At 68.0% G+C, this 19,014-nt stretch carries 20 protein-coding genes; 9 read left to right on the top strand and 11 right to left on the bottom strand.

Annotated features, from left to right (window positions below):
- Positions 1-185 precede the first annotated feature (185 nt).
- Positions 186-1,631, top strand: coding sequence for a GGDEF domain-containing protein (locus tag O0J15_RS11555; protein ID WP_308305684.1), 1,446 nt, complete (start codon positions 186-188; stop codon positions 1,629-1,631).
- A 114-nt stretch (positions 1,632-1,745) separates the two neighbouring features.
- Here O0J15_RS11555 and O0J15_RS11560 read toward each other — a convergent pair whose 3' ends face one another.
- The 5 genes from O0J15_RS11560 to O0J15_RS11580 all read right to left on the bottom strand — a co-directional run bounded on the left by O0J15_RS11560 (position 1,746) and on the right by O0J15_RS11580 (position 6,528).
- Complete coding sequence (locus tag O0J15_RS11560) at positions 1,746-2,084, bottom strand: hypothetical protein (protein WP_308305685.1); 339 nt, start codon at positions 2,082-2,084, stop codon at positions 1,746-1,748.
- 77 nt (positions 2,085-2,161) lie between these two features.
- Positions 2,162-3,103: a DegV family protein gene (locus tag O0J15_RS11565; protein WP_019662081.1), complete on the bottom strand. Its 942-nt coding sequence runs from the start codon at positions 3,101-3,103 to the stop codon at positions 2,162-2,164.
- A 95-nt stretch (positions 3,104-3,198) separates the two neighbouring features.
- A complete protein-coding gene (locus O0J15_RS11570) occupies positions 3,199-3,831 on the bottom strand; it encodes a 2-hydroxychromene-2-carboxylate isomerase (RefSeq protein ID WP_019662080.1) in 633 nt (210 codons plus the stop codon).
- 25 nt (positions 3,832-3,856) lie between these two features.
- Complete coding sequence (locus O0J15_RS11575; protein ID WP_308305686.1) at positions 3,857-5,119, bottom strand: amidohydrolase family protein; 1,263 nt, start codon at positions 5,117-5,119, stop codon at positions 3,857-3,859.
- Positions 5,119-6,528 (bottom strand): amidohydrolase, encoded by a 1,410-nt coding sequence (locus O0J15_RS11580; protein WP_308305687.1) that lies wholly within the window; start codon positions 6,526-6,528, stop codon positions 5,119-5,121. Before O0J15_RS11580 ends, O0J15_RS11575 begins: the two co-directional genes overlap by 1 nt.
- 158 nt (positions 6,529-6,686) lie before the next feature.
- Here O0J15_RS11580 and O0J15_RS11585 point away from each other — a divergent pair, with 158 nt between their 5' ends.
- Together O0J15_RS11585 and O0J15_RS11590 are read left to right on the top strand one after the other, a co-directional pair.
- Positions 6,687-7,463 (top strand): AMP nucleosidase, encoded by a 777-nt coding sequence (locus O0J15_RS11585; protein WP_058983588.1) that lies wholly within the window; start codon positions 6,687-6,689, stop codon positions 7,461-7,463.
- A gap of 43 nt (positions 7,464-7,506) precedes the next feature.
- Entirely contained in the window at positions 7,507-8,046 is a 540-nt protein-coding gene (locus O0J15_RS11590) for a DUF924 family protein (protein WP_006384394.1), read from the top strand.
- Between the two features lie 108 nt (positions 8,047-8,154).
- Here the strand turns inward: O0J15_RS11590 and grxD are convergent, their stop codons facing one another.
- Positions 8,155-9,081, bottom strand: coding sequence for a Grx4 family monothiol glutaredoxin (gene grxD / locus O0J15_RS11595; RefSeq protein WP_026347276.1), 927 nt, complete (start codon positions 9,079-9,081; stop codon positions 8,155-8,157).
- Positions 9,082-9,140: 59 nt separating this feature from the next.
- Between grxD and O0J15_RS11600 the strand changes: the two genes are divergently transcribed.
- Positions 9,141-9,920 (top strand): polysaccharide deacetylase family protein, encoded by a 780-nt coding sequence (locus tag O0J15_RS11600; protein WP_111098054.1) that lies wholly within the window; start codon positions 9,141-9,143, stop codon positions 9,918-9,920.
- A 75-nt stretch (positions 9,921-9,995) separates the two neighbouring features.
- On the opposite strand, the gene O0J15_RS11605 is transcribed toward O0J15_RS11600, so the two are convergent.
- The 3 genes from O0J15_RS11605 to O0J15_RS11615 are packed head-to-tail and all read right to left on the bottom strand — an operon-like array spanning position 9,996 to position 12,612.
- Positions 9,996-10,712, bottom strand: coding sequence for a class I SAM-dependent methyltransferase (locus O0J15_RS11605; protein WP_111098055.1), 717 nt, complete (start codon positions 10,710-10,712; stop codon positions 9,996-9,998).
- A 4-nt stretch (positions 10,713-10,716) separates the two neighbouring features.
- Complete coding sequence (locus O0J15_RS11610) at positions 10,717-11,334, bottom strand: SGNH/GDSL hydrolase family protein (RefSeq protein ID WP_019662073.1); 618 nt, start codon at positions 11,332-11,334, stop codon at positions 10,717-10,719.
- 3 nt (positions 11,335-11,337) lie between these two features.
- On the bottom strand, positions 11,338-12,612 hold the full coding sequence (locus tag O0J15_RS11615; RefSeq protein WP_058983579.1) for a pyridoxal phosphate-dependent aminotransferase: 1,275 nt from the start codon (positions 12,610-12,612) through the stop codon (positions 11,338-11,340).
- A 114-nt stretch (positions 12,613-12,726) separates the two neighbouring features.
- Between O0J15_RS11615 and rsgA the strand changes: the two genes are divergently transcribed.
- Both rsgA and O0J15_RS11625 read left to right on the top strand, forming a co-directional pair.
- A complete protein-coding gene (gene rsgA / locus O0J15_RS11620; RefSeq protein WP_134731694.1) occupies positions 12,727-13,836 on the top strand; it encodes a ribosome small subunit-dependent GTPase A in 1,110 nt (369 codons plus the stop codon).
- 126 nt (positions 13,837-13,962) lie between these two features.
- Positions 13,963-15,216, top strand: a complete 1,254-nt coding sequence (locus O0J15_RS11625; protein WP_134731690.1) for a flavohemoglobin expression-modulating QEGLA motif protein — start codon at positions 13,963-13,965, stop codon at positions 15,214-15,216.
- Between the two features lie 376 nt (positions 15,217-15,592).
- On the opposite strand, the gene O0J15_RS11630 is transcribed toward O0J15_RS11625, so the two are convergent.
- Together O0J15_RS11630 and gshB are read right to left on the bottom strand one after the other, a co-directional pair.
- Complete coding sequence (locus tag O0J15_RS11630; RefSeq protein ID WP_021203311.1) at positions 15,593-16,477, bottom strand: energy transducer TonB; 885 nt, start codon at positions 16,475-16,477, stop codon at positions 15,593-15,595.
- Positions 16,477-17,424 (bottom strand): glutathione synthase, encoded by a 948-nt coding sequence (gene gshB, locus O0J15_RS11635; RefSeq protein WP_308305688.1) that lies wholly within the window; start codon positions 17,422-17,424, stop codon positions 16,477-16,479. The genes O0J15_RS11630 and gshB overlap by 1 nt, the downstream gene beginning before the upstream one ends.
- 240 nt (positions 17,425-17,664) lie before the next feature.
- Between gshB and pilG the strand changes: the two genes are divergently transcribed.
- The 3 genes from pilG to O0J15_RS11650 are packed head-to-tail and all read left to right on the top strand — an operon-like array spanning position 17,665 to position 18,977.
- Entirely contained in the window at positions 17,665-18,066 is a 402-nt protein-coding gene (gene pilG, locus O0J15_RS11640) for a twitching motility response regulator PilG (protein ID WP_005418455.1), read from the top strand.
- A gap of 18 nt (positions 18,067-18,084) precedes the next feature.
- Complete coding sequence (locus tag O0J15_RS11645) at positions 18,085-18,447, top strand: PleD family two-component system response regulator (RefSeq protein ID WP_005410717.1); 363 nt, start codon at positions 18,085-18,087, stop codon at positions 18,445-18,447.
- Complete coding sequence (locus O0J15_RS11650) at positions 18,447-18,977, top strand: chemotaxis protein CheW (RefSeq protein ID WP_019660097.1); 531 nt, start codon at positions 18,447-18,449, stop codon at positions 18,975-18,977. The genes O0J15_RS11645 and O0J15_RS11650 overlap by 1 nt, the downstream gene beginning before the upstream one ends.
- Positions 18,978-19,014 lie beyond the last annotated feature (37 nt).

Below are 19,014 nucleotides of genomic sequence, written 5' to 3' on the forward strand. Positions count from 1 at the left end.
CCCCCCCCCCCCCCCCCCCCCCCCCCCCCCCCCCCCCCCCCCGGCACCCCCCGGGTGGCCCGCCCCGGGCCCGCCACTACCATGTTGATGCACGCGGAGTGTCGTTTTGCCGCAGTGGATCACGCCGCTGTGGCGTGCCGGCGCGCTATCGTGCGCTCAGACGGCCTTGCGGATCGGGGGGATGCATGCCGGTAGTGCTGGCGCTGCTGTATGAGCTGTGCCATGGGCTGGTGCTGGCCCTGTGGCCCGGTCCCGCCGGGGCGGGCTCCTTCGTCTTTCTGACCGGCGCCCCGTTGCTGGCTGCGGTGGCCTGCCTGTGGCGGGCCCGCCGCGACCGCGCTGCACTGGGGTGGCGGGCCATGGCATTGGCGCTGCTGCTGTGGGCCGGCGGCATGGCGTTCAACATGATCGACGCGCTGGGCGCCGGGCGGGCCGATTTCACTCCCCACGCCAGCCTGCTGTTGTACGTACTGTACGGCGTGCCACTGGTGTTCATCCTGGCGCGCGCACGCCGCGAGCGGTCGGGCATCAGCCTGATCGATGCGGCAATGGCCGCGCTGCTGGGCGTGCTGTTCTTCGTGCATACCGAATCGTTTGCCGCCCGCATCGATGTCGATGCCCATGCGATGTCGAACATGCAGCGTATGTTCGACATCCAGAACCTGTGCATCGCTGGCTTTGCGGTGGTGCGCTGGCTGGCCGGTGACGTCCCCGAGCGGCGCGGTTTCTTCCGGGTGCTGGCGCTGTACGCACTGGCTTATCTGCTGGTGGCTTACTACATCAACCATTACACCTCGGAAGACGCATTCGGAGCCTTCAATGATCTGTTGATCGACCTGCCGTTCCTGCTGGCGGCGGTGCTGGCGTTGGACCGGGCGCCCGTCACGGGCGCAGTGCCGCATCCGCGGCTGTCGCGCACGGTGCAGTCTGCCGGGCCGATGATCCTGCCCTTGCTGCTGCTGGTGGTGGGTACTCTGGTGGTCGACCATGCCCGACCGCTGGCAGTGGCGGGTTTCGTGGTGGCCACGCTCGGCTTCGGCCTGCGCAGCGTCCTGCTGCAGACCGATCTTCTGGAACGCCAGGCAGCACTGGATCAACTGGCGCGGCAGGATGGCCTCACCGGCGTGGCCAATCGCCGCGAGTTCGACGCGCGGCTGACCTCCGAATGGAATCGCGCGCGGCGCAGCGGCACCGAGCTGGGCCTGCTGCTGGTGGATATCGACCACTTCAAGGCCTTCAACGACCAGCACGGCCATCCGGCCGGTGATCGTTGCCTGCAGGCGGTGGCCGGGGTGCTGAAGGCCATAGCCGGTCGCGGTGGTGACAGCGTTGCGCGTTATGGCGGTGAAGAATTCGCCGTCATCGTGCCTGGAAGCCCGTTGTCGGGGGTGCTGGCGCTGGCCGAACGGCTGCGCGAAGCGGTCGAAGCGCTGCCATTGCCGGAAGGCCCGGTCAGCATCAGCGTCGGCGTGGGTTACCTGCATCCGCCGGCGCTGGCCAGTGCCGATCAGTTGCTGGCAGACGCCGATGCCGGCCTGTATGCCGCCAAGCGGGCTGGCCGCAACCAGGTGGTCCTGCACGCACACGTGCTGGATGACGAGGGCAACGCGCACGGAACGATGGACTGCTGAGCGGACCAGCCCATGGCGTGCCGCCCGTCCAGGGACATCGCACTGGGTAGTGCCGGCCGGTGGCCGGCATCTCCTCGGTTGCCGGCCAGCGGCCGGCACTACCACGGCGTGGCCTCAACGCACGTCGCGCAGTTCCCAGCGGTGGCCGGCCAGCAGGCGCAGGCGCTGCTTGAACACGTCACTGTCGATACGGGTGGTGGCGACCAGGTTGATGCGCAGGTCCTTCTGCTCGCCGGTCACGGTGGCGTCCGGATCGGTCACGCCCCACTGCGGTTCCACCGCGTCCGGGTCGGGCTGCTTGGCCTTCCAGCGCTCGAACAGCGTGCCGCTGCGCAGGGCATCCTGCAGCTCTTCGGCGAAACCTGCGGCGCCCTGCGAGTGGAAGGACAGGTCAGGGTCATTGCCACGGGCCTTGGACGGGTCGGGTAGGCTGATGTGGTACTGCGCAGGCATGGCGTTCTCCTTGAAGTGCGGCAAGACTGGCACAACCGCAGTGGAATCGATGTGCAGATTCCGGCCGTGGCCAGCGCTCATTCGAACCGATGCGGCCCATCGGCGAAGCCTACGGTGACCGCGCCCTTGCCGACGTTGACCATGCCGGTCAGGCTCATCACCGATTCGTACACGGTCACGCCATGGCCGGCGCAGACCTCTTTCAGCTGTGCGTAGCCGGGCAGGGCACGCAGCTCGTCCAGTTCTCCGCCGTAGCTGACGCACACCGTCGGCGTCATCAGCCCGGCACGCACGCGCTGGCCGACCACCGCGAACAGCTTCTGCACGGCGCTGTCGAAGCCCTTGATCTTGGCGACCGGCCCGGTTTCGCCGCGGTAGCCGTGCAGCACCGGCTTGATGTCCAGTGCGCTGCCCAGCGCCGCACTGAGCAGGCCGACGCTGCGGTCGCCCTTGTGCCGGGCGCGCGCACGCATGTAGTACAGATCACGGGTGACCATGTAGCCGTGCACGTTGCCGGCCAGTTCTTCCAGCCGCTCGCGGATCTGCTGCACGCTGGCGCCACTGTCACGCAGGCGAACCGCCTCCACCGCAGTCACCGCCTGCGCAGCGAACAGGTTCTGGGTATCGAGCACGCGCAGCGCGAACGGCGAGTTGTAGCCCGCTGCCTGCCGAACCGGCTTGTAATCGTTGAGGATGGCGAAGCTGGCCTGCAGCGCATTGTCGTGGATTGGGCTGCGGGTCTTGGTGATGGTCATGCAGAACACGTGGTCGTAATCGATGACCAGCTGCTGCAGGAACAGGTCGCGGATCTGGTTGACGCTGAAGGGAATGGTTTCCGCCTCGGCGCCGTGTTCGGCCACGTGCGCGTGCAGGAAGCTCAGCGTGGCCTGCTCATCGCGGTGATCGGCCAGCACGGCTTCGCCGATGCGGACGGTGATCGGCAGCAGCACGATGTTGTGCTCGGCAATGAAGTCCTGCGGCAGGTCGCAGGCCGAGTCGACGACGATTCCGATGCGCATCCGCGGCTCCCCCTCCAGGGCGGTTGTAGGTTCGGAAACGTGAAATCTATCTCAAATTCTGGCGTGGCGCGCGAGGGAAATGCGCCAGGCCCTGTTCAGCGACTGCGCTGCACGGCCACCGGAAGTTCGGCCAGGCGCTGCCACTCGGGCTGCTGCAGCAGGGCGGGATCGGCCAGCACGGCGGCCATCAACGGATGGGCGTCGTTGCCCCAGAACAGTTCGTCATCGATGGCCAGGGTTGGTACGCCGAACACGCCGGCAGCAATGGCGGCCTCGGTGTTCCTCCGCAGCTGCTCCTTGGCCGCGGGGGCCGCGATGGCGCTGGCGACATCCTCGATCCCCAGCCGCGCAGCCGGCTCGCGCAGGGCCTCGGCGCTATCGGCGGCATTGCCGTCGCGCCAGATCCAGTCGAACAGCACGTCCACCGCCTGCACGCTGCCACCCGCGGCCAGGCACAGCCGCAGGGCAGACAACGGGTTGAACGGGTGGCCCGGCGGGAACCGCAGCGGTGTTCCTTCGGCCTGCGCAGTCCACAGCAGCTGGCGGTACATGAAGCGGCGCTTGGCCGGAATCTCGGCCGGCCCGAGGTTGCCCAGGTGATGCAGCACGGCACCGAAGGCGATCGGCACGGTCTGGATCTGTGCGAACTGGGGTAGCTGCTTCAGCTTCTGCCAATGCAGGTAGGAATAGGGCGAGACGAAGTCGAAGTACCAGCGCAGGGTGGCCATGCAGGTTTCCTTGAATAACTGGAGGTCAGGGCTGCGCATTGCGCTGCAGGTAGCGATCACGCAGGTCGGTCTGGCGCGAGCGCATCGGCATCGCACGGCCGCCCAGCCAGACCTGTTCGGCATAGTGCGCCACGTCCAGCGGGTCGCCTTCCCACAGCACCAGGTCGGCGCGCTTGCCGGGCTCGATGCTGCCGATTTGGTCGGCCACGCCGAACGCCTGCGCCGGCACCCGGGTCAGGCCGGCCAGGCCGTCGGCCCAGGGCAAACCGTTGGCCACGGCATTGCCGGCCAGCTGGCGCATCTTGCGGGCGTTGTGCGAGGCGTCGCCTCGCTGCACGAACGAGACCGCCACGCCGGAACGCTGCAGGCGTGCCGCATTTTCCAGCGTGGCACCGATCTGGTCGAAGCTGGCCGGCAGGTTGGACAACACATCGACGAACACCGGTACCTGTGCGGCGGCCAGCTCCGGCGCCAGCTGCCAGGCTTCGCTGCCACCGGCGATGGCGATCTTCACCTTTTCGCGGGCGGCCCAGCGCAGCAGCTGGCGAATGTCCGCCGCGCGGTCCACCTCCACCACGATGCGGCCGTGCCCGGCCAGATAGCGGCCCAGCGTGCGGCGCCCGACCGGCGTCAGCAGCGCGTGCGGTGAGTCCGCGGCAACCTGGCCACGCGCCTCGTCCACCATCTGCTGCAGCAGCATCCATTGCGCTGCACGCGACTGCCCGGTCAGCTCCACTGCGGCCGACCCCAGGCGCAGGAACAGCGCGCGCGGCCCGAGGGGATCGGCGCTGCCGTCCAGCCGCATCACGCCACCCTGGCCTGCAACGAAGCCGCCGCCGGTGGCCGCCCCCAGGGCGGTGAAGCCGATGCCGTCCAGGCGTGCCACCGGGATCAGCACCGAGGCCGGGTTGTACGCCAGGGTGACATCGAACTCGGGGCGCAACGGTTGTTCGCCGATCTTCAACGTGCTGTCGACCGTGCTCGCTTCACCGGAGACCTCTTCGATGCCGATCTCGGTGATGCCCCCGAACAGCGCCGGTGTCAGCGGGCGGCCATCGGCCTCGACCACGCTGGCCCCGGCCGGGGCGGACAGCCCGCTGCCGACTGCGCGGATGATCCCGCCCTGCACCAGCACATCGGCGTGCTGCAGGCTGCCGCGCGTGCTGGCCGTATGCACGGTCGCGTTGCGCACCAGCAGGTCCTGCGCCTGCGCGGATGCGGAGAGGCAGGCCAGCACCATGACCGTAGCGCCGAGCCATGCCCGGCGACGCTTGTTCAACGCGCCCATCAGTGCACCTCCTGGCCAAGCTGGAAGTCGGAACGTGGCGTGGCCGCAGGTGCGCTGCGGTCGTACAGGCGGCGGCCGTCGATGAAGACCTGCTCGGCCAGCGCGTAGGAACTGAAGGGGTTGCCGTTCCAGACCACCACATCGGCCATCTTGCCCGCCTCCAGAGTGCCGGTCTGGCCTTCAATCCCCAGCGCCCTGGCGGCGTTGGCAGTCATCCAGGTGATGGCGTGCTCGGGGGTGATCTCCGGCATGTGGGCGCGGCGCGCGGCGGCGATCACCTTGGCCGCTTCCTGGTTCAGGCGCTGGATGCCTTCGGGTGAATCGGAATGGACGATGGCGCAGCTGTTCTTCGGCCGATCGACCAGTGCGATGTTCTCCGGAATGCCGTCGAAGGCTTCCATCTTGAAGCCCCACCAGTCGGCCCACAGCGCGCCGCAGACGCCGTCGGCGGCCAGCCGGTCGGCCAGCTTGTAGGCCTCCACGCCGTGGTGGAAGGCGGCCACCTTGAAGCCGAATTCCTTGGCCAGGTCGAGCATGGTGGCCATCTCGTCGGCGCGGTAGCAATGGATATGCACGCGGATGTCGCCCTCGATCGCACCGGCCAGCGTGTCCAGCTTGAGATCGCGCTTGCCGCCAGCATCACCGGCGCTGTCGCCCTTGTCGCTGCCGAACCAGCTCCTGCGCTTGGCCGGCTTCGGTTTGTTCTTGGCGATGTAGTCGGCGGCATCGATGAAGGCGGCGCGGTAACCGGCAACGTTGCCCATCCGCGTGGCCGGAGCGACGCCCTTGCCTCCGCCGTACACCCGCTTCGGGTTCTCGCCGCAGGCCATCTTCAGTCCCCACGGTGCGCCGGGAAACTTCATCGCCTGGTAGGTGATGGCGGGGACGTTCTTCAGGGTCACACCACGACCACCGACCAGGTTGGCCGAGCCCGGCAGCACCTGCATGCTGGTCACGCCGCCGGCCAGTGCGGTGGCGAAACCCGGGTCCTGCGGCCACACCGAGTGCTCGGCCCAGACGTTGGCGGTGACCGGTGCGGTCATCTCGTTGCCGTCGCTGTGCGCACCGACACCCGGGCTGGGATACACGCCCAGGTGCGAATGCACGTCGATCAGGCCCGGAGTGACCCACTTGCCCTGTGCATCAATGCGGGTGACAGCGGCATCGGCCTGCAGCTGGCGGCCGACGGCAACGATGCGGCCGTCGCGCAGCAGCACGTCGGCGTTGTCCAGGCGCTGGCCGGTGCCGGTCAGCACGGTGGCGTTCTGGATCAGTACCGGCGCATCGGGATGGGCCTGGTAGGTGCTGGGGTAGGGATCGGTGACAAAGCGCGACGCCCCCACCGCAGGCGCGGTGCTCAATGAAAGCAGTGCCAGTGCCACTCCGGCGCGCAACAACGACGATGCCATGCAGTTCCCCTCGCAACGTGATCCAGTCGCCGACGCTAGCCGGGCGGTGGTGGGCTTGCCAAGTGACCTTCTTCACAGGTGCATCGGCAGTGCCTCGACGGGGCCGCCCGGCTGGCTGAAAATAGCCGGTTCCCACGTCGTGCACCGGACCACCGCCCATGAAGAGCAAGCAGGAAATCGTCGACAACTGGCTGCCGCGCTACACCGGCGTGCCGCTGGACCAGTTCGGCCAGCACATCCTGCTGACCAACTTCGGCGGCTACCTGCACACCTTTTCCGAGCTGACCGGTGCGCCCGTCATCGGCCTGGACCGGCCGATGGCCAGTGCCACCATCGATGGCATCACCATGATCAACTTCGGCATGGGCAGCCCCAATGCCGCGATCATCATGGACCTGCTGTCGGCAGTGATGCCCAAGGCGGTACTGTTCCTGGGCAAGTGCGGTGGCCTCAAGCGCAAGAACCAGCTGGGTGACCTGGTGCTGCCGATCGCAGCGATCCGTGGCGAGGGTACCTCGGGCGATTACCTGCCGCCGGAAGTCCCGGCGTTGCCGGCGTTCGCGCTGCAGCGTGCGGTGTCCACCATGATCCGCGACCGCGGCCACGACTACTGGACGGGCACTGTCTACACCACCAACCGCCGGGTGTGGGAACACGACGAGGGCTTCAAGGAGCGGCTGCGGGCGATGCGCTGCATGGCCATCGACATGGAAACGGCCACGGTATTCGCCGCCGGCTTTGCCAACCACATCCCCAGTGGCGCGCTGCTGCTGGTGTCGGACCAGCCGATGATCCCGGACGGGGTCAAGACCGAGGCCTCCGATGCCAAGGTCAGCTCCCAGTTCGTGGAAAACCATATCCAGATCGGTATCGAGGCGCTTAAGCTTATCCGGCGCAACGGCAAGTCGGTCCGCCACCTGCGCTTCGACGAATGATGATGAAGGCCGGACGCGGGGCGTCCGGGCCTGGGAGTAGGTAATGGACGTTGCCGCGCAAGTGGTGGAATTCTGGAAGGAGGCGGGCCCTGCGAAGTGGTTCGCCCGCGACGACGCGTTCGACGCGCAGTTCCGCCAGTTGTTTCTGGATGAGCATTTCGCCGCCGCTTCGCGTGGGCGTGAACACTGGCTGGGCAGTGCCGAGGGCGCACTGGCGCTGATGCTGCTGCTGGACCAGTTCCCGCGCAACTGCTTCCGCGGTACTGCCCATTCCTATGCCACCGATGGCCTGGCCCGGCACTACGCCATGCGCGCCATCGAGGAAGGCCTGGACCTGCAGCTGGTGCCGAAGCTGCGCGCCTTCATCTACCTGCCGTTCGAGCACTCCGAGGACCCGTTGGACCAGGACCGTTCGGTGGCGATGTTCGATGTGCTGGGCGACAAGGAATACCTGCAGTACGCCGAGCTGCACCGCGACATCATCCGTCGCTTCGGGCGCTTTCCGCACCGCAATGCCGTGCTGGGCCGCATCCCCACCCCGGAAGAACTGGATTACCTGGCCGAAGGCGGTTTCGCCGGGTAGATCCACGCCAGGCGTGAATGCAGAAAACGCCGGCGAATGCCGGCGTTTTCTGTACTGGAGTCAGAGCCGCTTCCTGCGGCAAGGGCTCTGACCCCATGCTGCGGCCGATCAGTACTTCGGCACGCCGTTGTCGACGTCTTCCGACCATGCATTGATGCCGCCGGTGACGTTGAACACCTTGGTGAAGCCCAGCGCACGGAACTGTTCGGCGGCCTGCGCGCTGCGGCCACCGTGGTGGCACATGAAGGCCAGTGCGGTGTCCTTGGGCAGGGCTTCCAGCTCGGCACGGCCGTTGCCGTCGAAGGTCTTGAACGGCACGCCCACCGCAGCGATCTCGCGCTCGTCGGCCGGGCGCACGTCCACCAGGGTGATGTTGCCGGCACGCACCAGGTCGTCGGCATCGCGCACGCTGATTTCCTGCACCGGCTTGGGCGCATTCGGGTTGTCGATGGCCAGGCCCTTGCCGCGGATGTCGTCCACCCAGTCGATGGTGATGCCGTTGGCGCGACGCGCGCTGGCCAGGTCGAACTGCACGCGCAGGCCGTTGGACTCGGCGGCGATGGCGCTTTCGTCGTGGGGGGCCAGCTGGAAGTTGGGCTGGAAGCGGGCGTCGATGGTCAGCTGCAGGGCCGCGCCCGGGGCATCGGCCAGCGCGCCCTTGAGCATTTCCACGGCCGCCGGCGTGACGGTGATGCTCGGCGGGGTACGGTCCGGTGCCGGCAGCCCCAGCACGCTGCTCAGCTCGCCGCTGGCGGCCATCTGCAGCACGATGTCGCTGCCGCCGACCAGTTCGCCGTCGATGTACAGCTGCGGAATGGTCGGCCAGTCGCCATAGGCCTTGATGCCTTCACGGATTTCCTGGTCGGCCAGCACGTTGACGTGGGCGAACTCGACGCCCAGGTCCTGCAGGGCGCCGACGGCCTTGGCCGAGAAACCACACTGCGGCATCGACGGCTGGCCCTTCATGAACAGCACGACGCGGTTGGCGTTGAGGATGGATTCGATGCGCGAACGCAGGGCGGGATCGAGGGACATGGACGTCGGGGTTCCGGGAATTCGAATCATCAATTCTACCCCTCATGGCATCATGGGGGATGAGCAACGCAGGAACATTGCATCGCATCCCGACCCGGCCCTGGCGCTGGCTGCCCTGGCTGGTGGCGTCGCAGCTGGCCGTGATCCTGGTCTGGTCGCTGGCGGGCTGGCGGTGGGGCCTGCCGCTGATGGTGACCAGCCACGCGCTCTTTCTGGTGCCGGTGTTCCTGCCCAACTGCCACTTCTACGCACCGGTGCTGAGCCGGGTACCGGAGGCCGGCAACAGCGTCTGGTTGACCATCGATGACGGTCCCGGCCCGGAGACCCGGGCCGTGCTCGATCTGCTGGATCGCCACCAGGCACGTGCCACGTTCTTCCTGGTCGGCGAGCGGGCGCTGGCGCAGCCGGAGCTGGTGCAGGAGATCCTGCGCCGGGGCCACGACCTGGGCAACCACAGCCACAGTCATCCACAGGCGCGCTTCTGGCGGCTGGGCCCGGCAGCGATGCGTGCCGAGATCGAGGGCTGCCAGCATGCGCTGCAGGCGGTGGGCGGTCGCCCGGTGCGCTGGTACCGCTCGGTGGTGGGCATGACCAATCCGTTCGTGGCGCCGGTGTTGAAGGCGCTGGGACTGGTGCGCGTGGGCTGGAGCGCCCGTGGCTACGACGGTGTCGGCTGCACGCCGGAGGGCGTGCTGTCGCGGCTGCTGCCGGACCTGCGCCCGGGCGCCATCGTGCTGCTGCATGAGGGGGCCGCCCACGGCCACAACCTGGCGATCATCGAACGCGTGCTGCAGGCGCTGGACGAGCGGGGGCTGAAGGCGCGGCTGCCTACCGGCTGATACGTATGCGGTAGCGCCGGGCCATGCCCGGCGGATGCCACAGGTGCCGCTGCGCTCGCCGGGCATGGCCCGGCGCTACAGGTTCCGGCGTGCCACCAGCAACCAGCTGTTGAACGGCGTGCGCCCATGCAGGGGACGCGGGGGGGTCACCTGTAATCCGGCTTCGACCAGCGTTGCCTGCAGCGCCTGCGGATCCGGGTAATGACGGGGGCGGGTGCCCATCCAACCGATCAGCCAGGCCAGCCGGTCCGCCACCCGGGTAGTGCGGTCGCGGCCATCGCCGGTAGCGAGCGGCGTGCGCAGCAGCAGGCGGCCACCGCGGGCTACCCGTGCACTGGCCTCACGCAGCAGTGCCTGCTGTGGGCCCGCGTCCAGGTACTGCAGCACATCCAGCAGCAGCACATGCCCGGCCTGCGCCGGCAGCGGCGCCTGCACGTCCAGGCAGTCGAAGCGCACAGCGGGCAGGCCGGTGGCGGCACGCTGGGCGCGGGCGATCTTGCCGGCATCCACGTCCACGCCCAGGTAGGGCTGGGAGCCACCGCGCTGGCGCAGCACGTGGGCGAACAGGCCCAGCCCGCAGCCCAGGTCCAGCACCGGTTGCCCGTCGCCAGGCAGGTGCTGCAGCACGCCGTCATACAGCGGGTCGCTGCCCAGCTTGCTGCGGGTGTAGTAGTAGTCGCGGCGGCTGGCCCAGGCGTGCGCGGGGCGGAATGCCTCGGCGATCGCACGGGCCTGCGGTGCGGCCAGGGGAGTGCAGGGCAGGGGCGGGCCGTTCCGTGGCGTGCCGTCCATCGCCTCAGTCCGTTCCGCCGAGCAGGTGGGCGGCGACCGGCAGCGCGCGCGCGCTCCACAGCGCGTACATCCGTGCTGAAGGGTGCAGGCCGTCGTCGGCGATCATCGCCGGGTTGTCGCCCTGGTCACGGCTGATATCGGTGATGTCGACGAAGGCCACGCCCTGCTGGGTGCTGATCACTTCGGCAGCGGCATTGAACTCGTCGGTCTCGATCTCGATCGCGGCCAGGTCACGGCCGCTGCCGATACCAAACGGGGTTGCACCCCAGTCGGGGAAGGACAGCACCAGCACGCGCCCGGCATCACCGCCGGCGAAGCCGATCGCCCGCTCCAACAGGGCCCGGAACTGGCTGCGGTACTCGTCCAGCGGACGCCCGCGGTACTGGTTGTTGACGCCGATCAGCAGGCTGACGAAATCGAACGGCCCCTGCGGCGCGGCCGCATCGATGCCGGCATCGAGTTCGTCGGTGGTCCAGCCGGTGGTTGCAATGGTCTGCGGATCGGACAGCTCAATGCCCTGCGCACGCAGGGCGGCGGCAAGCTGGTGCGGCCAGCGGCCTTCGACGGCAACCGCTTCTCCGATGGTGTACGAGTCGCCCAGCGCCAGGTAGGACAACGCCACGGCTCAGGCCACCGAACGGCGCGGCTTCAGCGGCACGACCTTGGTGGCGTCCTCGGCACGGCGGGCCAGCACGCGGTCGATGCGTGCGAACACATCGCGCATGACCGAGGCTTCCGGCAGCAGGGTCACGCGGAAGTGATGGCGGTAAGGCACGTTGAAGCTGGAGCCCGGTACGACCAGCACGCCTTCGTTGTTCATCAGGTCCAGGGCGAAGGTGTGGTCGTCGAAGCCCTTGGCGGCGGCACCGACCACGGCCGGGAACGCGTACAGCGCGCCGGCCGGGGCAACCAGCGACAGGTGTTCGCTGGCCTCGCAGGCCTCGATCACCGCGCGCCGGGTTTCATACAGACGGCCGCCGGGGGCGCACAGCTCGGAAATGGTGTCCGGGCCGTTCACTGCCGCGTCGATGGCGTACTGGCCCGGCACGTTGGCACACAGGCGCAGCGCGCTCAGCAGGTCCAGCGCGGCGCGGAAATCGCCCAGGCGTGCGTCATCGCCACTGAGGTGCGCCCAGCCCACGCGCCAGCCGCAGGCGCGGTGCACCTTGCTCAGGCCGCTGAAGGTCAGGCACGGATGGTCGCCGGCCAGCGGCGCGACCGGCTGGAACACCGCGTCGTCGTACAGGATCTGGTCGTAGATCTCGTCGACCAGCAGCAACAGGTTGTGGCGGCGCGCGATCTCGACCACGCGCTCCAGCAGTTCGCGCGGGTAGCTGGCGCCGCTGGGGTTGTTCGGGTTGATCAGCACGATGGCGCGGGTGCGCGAGGACACCAGCGTCTCGATCTCGGTCGGGTCGGGCTGGAAGCCGTTTTCCGGCGCGCAGCGGTAGTACACCGGGCGGCCGTCGTTGAGGATGGCCGCGGCCGACCACAGCGGGTAGTCCGGCGAGGGCACCAGCACTTCATCGCCCGGGTTCAACAGCGCCCGCAGCGACAGATCGATCAGTTCGCTCACGCCGTTGCCGACGAACACCCGGTCCGGATGCGCATCGGGCGCACCGCGGCGCGCATAGGCGGCGGCAATGGCTTCGCGTGCGACCGGCAGGCCCTGCTGGTGGGTGTAAGGGTCGGTACGGCCCATGTCATCGGCAATCGCGCGCTGCAGGTGCTCGGGCGCACGGAAACCGAAGTTGCCCGGGTTGCCGATGTTGAGCTTGATCAGCTTGCGGCCCTGCGCCTCCAGTTCCCGGGCTCGCCGCGCCAGTTCTCCGCGGATTTCGTAGCGCACTTCGGAAAGGCGCTCGCGGATGGCCAGGGGCTTGGGCGAGGTGGTGGACATGGGAGCTGGGCCGTCAAAAGGCTTGGGGCTTCCATCCTACCGGAATTGCTGCACTGCATGGCAAGGGCTCCGGGCCCGCCATTGCTGGGCTGGCAGGGCGTCGGCACAGGTAGAATGGCCGCGATGACCCAGACCCCCGATTTCATCGCCCTGCAGACCATTGGCTGGCCCTGGCCGGGCCCGGCGCAGCAGGCCGACTGGCAGGCCGCGATGGCCACGCATCCGCAGGCCCGCCCGGCGCGGGTGATCGAGCAGCACCGCACGCACTACGTGGTGGCCGATGGCCCGGATGCGTCGATCAAGGCCGAGTCGCTGCCGGAATGGCAGCGCCCGCGCTTCCCCAGCCATGAACGGCCGGCGGTGGGCGACTGGGTGCTGCTCGATGGCATCCGCATCGTCGCCCTGCTGCCACGGCGCACCGCGATCAAGCGTGGTGCCGCGGGTGAGCACTACCACCAGCAGGTGATCGCGGCCAACATCGATACGGTGTTCATCGTCTGTGGCCTGGACGCTGACTTCAATCCGCGCCGCATCGAGCGCTACCTGCTGCTGGTCGGCGGTGGCGGTGCCGAACCGGTGGTGGTGCTGACCAAGGCCGACCAGACCGAATACAGCGAGGACGCGCTGGCAGTGCTGGAAGAACTGGAGATGCAGGGCATCGCCTTGCATGCGATCAACGGCCTGGACGCCGACAGCGTGGCGGTGCTGCAACCGTGGCTGGGCCCCGGCCGCACGGTGGTGCTGGTCGGCTCCTCCGGTGCCGGCAAGTCCACGTTGACCAACACGTTGCTCGGCGAGCAGCGGATGAGGACCAACGCGGTGCGTGCCAACGATTCGCGCGGGCGCCACACCACCACGCACCGCGCGCTGATGCCGCTACCGACCGGTGCCTGCCTGATCGACACCCCCGGCATGCGCGAGCTGAAGCCGACCGGTGAAGAGACGCTGTCCGAAGGCGGCTTCGCCGATATCGAAGCGCTGGCCGCACAGTGCCGCTTCAACGACTGCAAGCACCAGCAGGAACCGGGCTGTGCTGTTCGCGCAGCGATCGACGCGGGCGAGATTGAAGAGAGCCGGCTGCTGAACTACTTCAAGCTGAAGGAAGAAGTGGCCGTGGCCGCAGCGAAGCTGGCCGTACGCCAGGCCGAGACCGCGCAGGAACGCGGCGGCAGGAAGGGCAAGGGCCAGCAGTTCCGGCCGGCGGGGAAGCTGCGTAGGCGGTAACAAGGCAGCCGAGCATGGGCTCGGCTCTACAGTTGGTCCGCGGTGGAGTCATTTCATGTAGCGCCCGAGCCGATGCACGGGCGGCGGCGCACCGCGCCGGGCACGGCAGGGCGTTATAGTCCGCGCATGGAACCGACTGCGACGCTGGACCGTGACGTGGCCCACCATGCAGCGCTCGATGCGCGCCTGGTCGAGGCCGTGGGGGGCATCCGCCTGCTGGGCCTGACCAGCTGGCCGGCCACGCTGCAGGCACCGTTCCTGGAAAGCGTGGCGCGCGGCCAGCCGGTGCTGCCGAAGGTGGACTACCCGAGGCTGGATTTCAGCGAGGAGCGCCGCGCGCTGGCCGCGATCGCCGGCGACTGCGATGACAGCCACCCGCTGGGCCACTATGTGCAGCAGTCGGCGCAGAGCTGGGATCTGGCCGCGCAGCTGTTGGAGGGGCTGGGCACTGCGGCAGTCGATACCTGTTCGGTGCAGCTGTTCGGCGCACCCGAGCAGCCGCTGCCGGGCAATGGTCCGAGCACGCGCGACGCAGCGCGCCACTTCATCCAGATCGCTACCGAACTCGATCACGAACTGCTGGCGCCGGAAGAGCAGGTACCGGTCTCGGCCATTGCCCTGCAGCTGCAGCTGCAGAACGATCTGGATGCGTTCTTCGAATCGCGCATCATCCAGGTTCAGCTGGATCCGGAGCTGGTGTCCAAGGCCGCTGCCGGTCCGACCCGCATCCGCCTGCGTACCAGCGCGCGTTTCAGCGCTTACGACCGCGCGCAGCTGTTCCACCATGAAGCGCTGGTGCATTCGCTCACCGCATTGAACGGTCGCGGCCAGTCGGTATTGCCCAGCCTGGCACTGTCCTCGCCACGGGTGACGGCGACCCAGGAAGGGTTGGCCACGTTCGCCGAGCAGATCACCGGCAGCATCGACATCGAGCGCCTGAAGCGGATCAGCCTGCGCACCGAAGCGATCGCGATGGCACGCGAAGGCGCCGACTTCATCGAAGTGTTCCGCTATTTCTGCGATGCCGGGCAGAACCCGGAGGAGAGTTTCGCCTCGGCACAGCGCGTGTTCCGTGGCGTGCCGCCCAATGGTGGCCTGGCGTTCACCAAGGACACGGTGTATCTGCGCGGGCTGGTGTCGGTGCATACCTTCTTCCGGCACATGCTGGCCGAGGACCGCCTGCAGGTCTGCCGCTGGTTGTTCGCCGGCAAGATGAGCCTGGCCGATGCGATCGCGTTCGCGCCGTTGTTCGAGGCTGGGGTGCTGAAGCCACCGCGCTGGCTGCCGCATTGGGTGAGCCGGGCGAACGGGCTGGCCGGGATGCTGGCGTTCTCGCTGTTCGCCAACCGGATACGGATGGACCAGCTGGCGCCGGAGTAATAGCGTTCAGAGCCGGGGTCGGATCCCCGCGAAATGTATCCACGCATGGCGTGGATCTACAGTAGATCCACGCCATGCGTGGATGAAATCTGTCAGATATCGATAAACAACATGGGGTCAGAGCCCGTTGCTACGCAACGAGATCGACCCCATGCCATTCCAACAGCTCGCGGCCAACTGTCGAAGGCGGGGTGGGTCCGGTTGCGGGGGTGTCTGCGGCATGGATGCCGCGGCCAAGCCTACACGGACGTACTTGCGGCGTCCCCGCCGCCCGACACCGCCTCGCCACGCTTCAGTACACCAACCGCCGCTGTTGCTGTTGCCGTTGCTCTAGCCTTTCAGCGGGTCCCGGGCCGCAGGCCCGGGCAACAAAACCCTACCGGTCGTCGCGCAGTTCGCCGCCGGGCAGGAACACCCACGTGCGGGTGACCTGCAGGATGTCGATCTCATCCTCGGTCTTCGGCAACGGCGGGAACGGCTGCGCCAGCTTCACCACCCGCAGTGCCGCCTCATCCAGCAGTGGCGTTCCGCTCGACCGCAGGATCCGGCTGCTCTCCACGCTGCCATCGCGGCGCACGCCCACGCTGATCACCACCTGGCCGCCCAGCCGGCGCTGCCGGGCCTCGTCCGGGTAATTCAGGTTGCCCACGCGCTCGGCGCGGTCAACCCAGGCCCGCAGGTAATTGGCATAGGCATACTCGCGCGTGCTGGCCGACACGAACTTGCGGTTCGGGCGCTTGGCGTACTGCGCCGAGCGCAGATGCACTTCTGCGGCCAGTCGGGCCATTTCCACATCGCGCTGTTCGCGCGCACTCAGCGGGGCGTCCGGTTCGGGCTGATCCGGCGTGGGGCGGGACTGGGCCTGCGCGACCGCCTCTTCGCCATTGCGGCTGCTGACCACCCGTGCCTGTGGCGGCGGGACCGGCGCGGCCGATTGCTGCTGCTGTGGGACCGGGCTCAAACCGGGCTGCGCCTGCGGCACGATGCCGGCCTGGTTGTCGCGCGGACGCTGTGCGCGGTCGTGTTCGCCACCGCCATCCTGGTTGGCTGCGGCAAGAAAATCGGCCTGCTTCGGCGTCAGCGCGGTGCGGGTCTGGCTGAAGATCACTTCCAGCGTGGGCACCAGCGGTGCATCGCCTTTCACGGCGAAGCCCACGCCCAGGATCAGCAGCGCGTGAACCAGCACCGACAGCGCGATGGTCGCCCCCAGCCGTTGCGCTTCGCGTGGTGGCGGGGGCAGGACGGCAGGTGCGGTTGCCATCAGCGCAGGCCGGCCTCAAGCGCGTCGAACAGGGTGCCGGCGATGTTCAGGCCGAACTGTGCGTCCAGTTCGCGTACACAGGTCGGGCTGGTCACGTTGACCTCGGTCAGGTAATCGCCGATCACGTCCAGGCCGACGAAGCGCATGCCGCGACGCTTCATCTCCGGGCCGACCTGGGCCGCGATCCAGCGGTCGCGCTCGCTCAGCGGACGGCCTTCGCCGCGGCCACCGGCAGCCAGGTTGCCCCGGAACTCGTCGCCCTGCGGGATGCGCGCCAGGCAGTAGTCGACCGGTTCGCCATCGACCAGCAGGATGCGCTTGTCGCCGGCCGTGATGTCGGGAATGAACTTCTGGGCCAGTGCCAGTTTGCGGCCGCCGTCGGTCAGGGTTTCCAGGATCACGTTCAGGTTCGGATCGCCCTGGCCGCTGCGGAAGATCGAGCGGCCGCCCATGCCGTCCAGCGGCTTCAGCACGGCCTGGCCATGCTCCAGCGCGAAGGCCTTCAAGGCCTTGGCGTCGCGGCTGACCAGGGTCGGCGGGCAGCACTGCGGGAACAGCAGCGCGGCCAGCTTCTCGTTGTAGTCGCGCAGCCCCTGCGGATTGTTGACCACGCAGGCACCGGCGGCCGCAGCCACGTCCAGCACCTGGGTGTCGTAGATGTACTCGGCGTCGACCGGCGGATCCTTGCGCATCAGCACGATCTGGCCGGGGCCGAATTCGTTACGGCTGAATGCGCCCAGCTCATACCAGCCAGCCGGGTCGTCGCGCACCTGCAGCGGCGCGGTCTGGGCCACTGCCACGCCACCCTCCAGGGCCAGGCCGCCCGGGCGCACATAGTGCAGGGCATGGCCGCGGCGCTGGGCTTCCAGCAGCATGGCGAAGGTGGTGTCCTTGGCGATCTTGATGTGGGCGATGGGGTCCATCACCACGATGACGTTCAACGGCATGGGCGCACCTGTCAGGCAAGGCGTTGATGGTAGCGGCAACGCCGGTCGCGCGCCTCCCTGCCATACTGCAACGCAGCGTCCGCCCGGCGCTCGCGCACTCATTGCGAAACCCGTCACGTTCAGGAGGCTGCCATGCCCCGCGCCATGGGGCGGCCTTGAAGCGGGCGCGGAAAGTGCGATATAGATACGCTTTCGTAGCGGCCCCCGCCAGAGATCGGGCCGTGCGCTTGGGGATAGGCAATGACTGAAAACACGACTGCGGGCGGGGAACTCGCAGGACTCCGGGTGATGGTCATCGATGATTCGAAGACCATCCGCAGGACTGCGGAAACACTGCTCAAGCGGGAAGGCTGCGAGGTGGTCACCGCCACCGACGGCTTTGAAGCGCTTGCGAAGATCGCAGACCAGCAACCGCAGATCATCTTCGTCGACATCATGATGCCGCGCCTGGACGGGTACCAGACCTGTGCGCTGATCAAGGGCAACCAGCTGTTCAAGGCGACCCCGGTCATCATGCTCTCGTCCAAGGATGGCCTGTTCGACAAGGCGCGGGGACGCATCGTCGGCTCGGAGCAATACCTGACCAAGCCATTCACGCGTGAAGAACTGCTGGGTGCCATCCGCACATACGTCAACGCCTGACCAGGGGGGAAAGGCACAATGGCTCGTATCGTTCTGATCGAGGATTCACCGACCGACCGCGCGGTGTTCACCCAGTGGCTGCGCCGTGCCGGCCACGAGGTGCTGGAAGCGGACAACGCCGAGGATGGACTGCAGCTGGTCCGCGACCAGGTGCCGCAACTGGTGCTGATGGACGTGGTCTTGCCCGGCATGAGCGGCTTCCAGGCCACCCGCGCGATGGCCCGTGACGCAGCGATCAAGCACATCCCGGTGATCATCGTCAGCACCAAGGCGATGGAAACCGACAAGGCCTGGGGCCTGCGCCAGGGCGCGGCCGATTACATCGTCAAGCCGCCGCGCGAGGATGAACTGATCGCGCGGATCAACGAACTGGTGGCCTGATGCGCTCGCCTTTCGACATCCTCGAAGCCTATGAACGCCGCAGCCTGGCCCACGCGGTGCAGCTGCCCGAACGGCAGTTCGCCCAGGACCTCTGGCGTGGCGTGGGCTACCGCGTCGGCCAGCGCCGGCTGGTGTCCGATTTCCGCGAAGTGGTGGAGATCGTGCCGATGCCGCCGGTGACCCCGGTGCCATGCGCGCAGCCCTGGCTGCTCGGCGTGGGCAATCTGCGCGGCAACCTGTTCCCGGTGGTCGACCTGAAGTACTTCCTGGAAGGCGTGCGTACCGTGCAGCAGGAAGGCCAGCGCGTGCTGATCATGCGCCAGGCCGGTGGCGACGTCGCACTGACCATCGATGAACTGTTCGGCCAGCGCAGCTTCGAACTGGACCAGCAGATCGAGGCCGGCATGCTGGCCGAAGGGCGCTACGGCCATTTCGTCGATCGCGCCTTCCATGCCGACGGCCACGACTGGGGCGTATTCTCGCTTTCGCTGCTGTCGCGCACCCCTGAATTCCGGCAAGCCGCGGCCTGAGGCCGGGCATCGCCCCCTGCATTGAAGATCGAGGTTG

It is taken from the genome of Stenotrophomonas sp. Sm10 (assembly GCF_030985515.1).
Lineage (GTDB): Bacteria > Pseudomonadota > Gammaproteobacteria > Xanthomonadales > Xanthomonadaceae > Stenotrophomonas > Stenotrophomonas hibiscicola.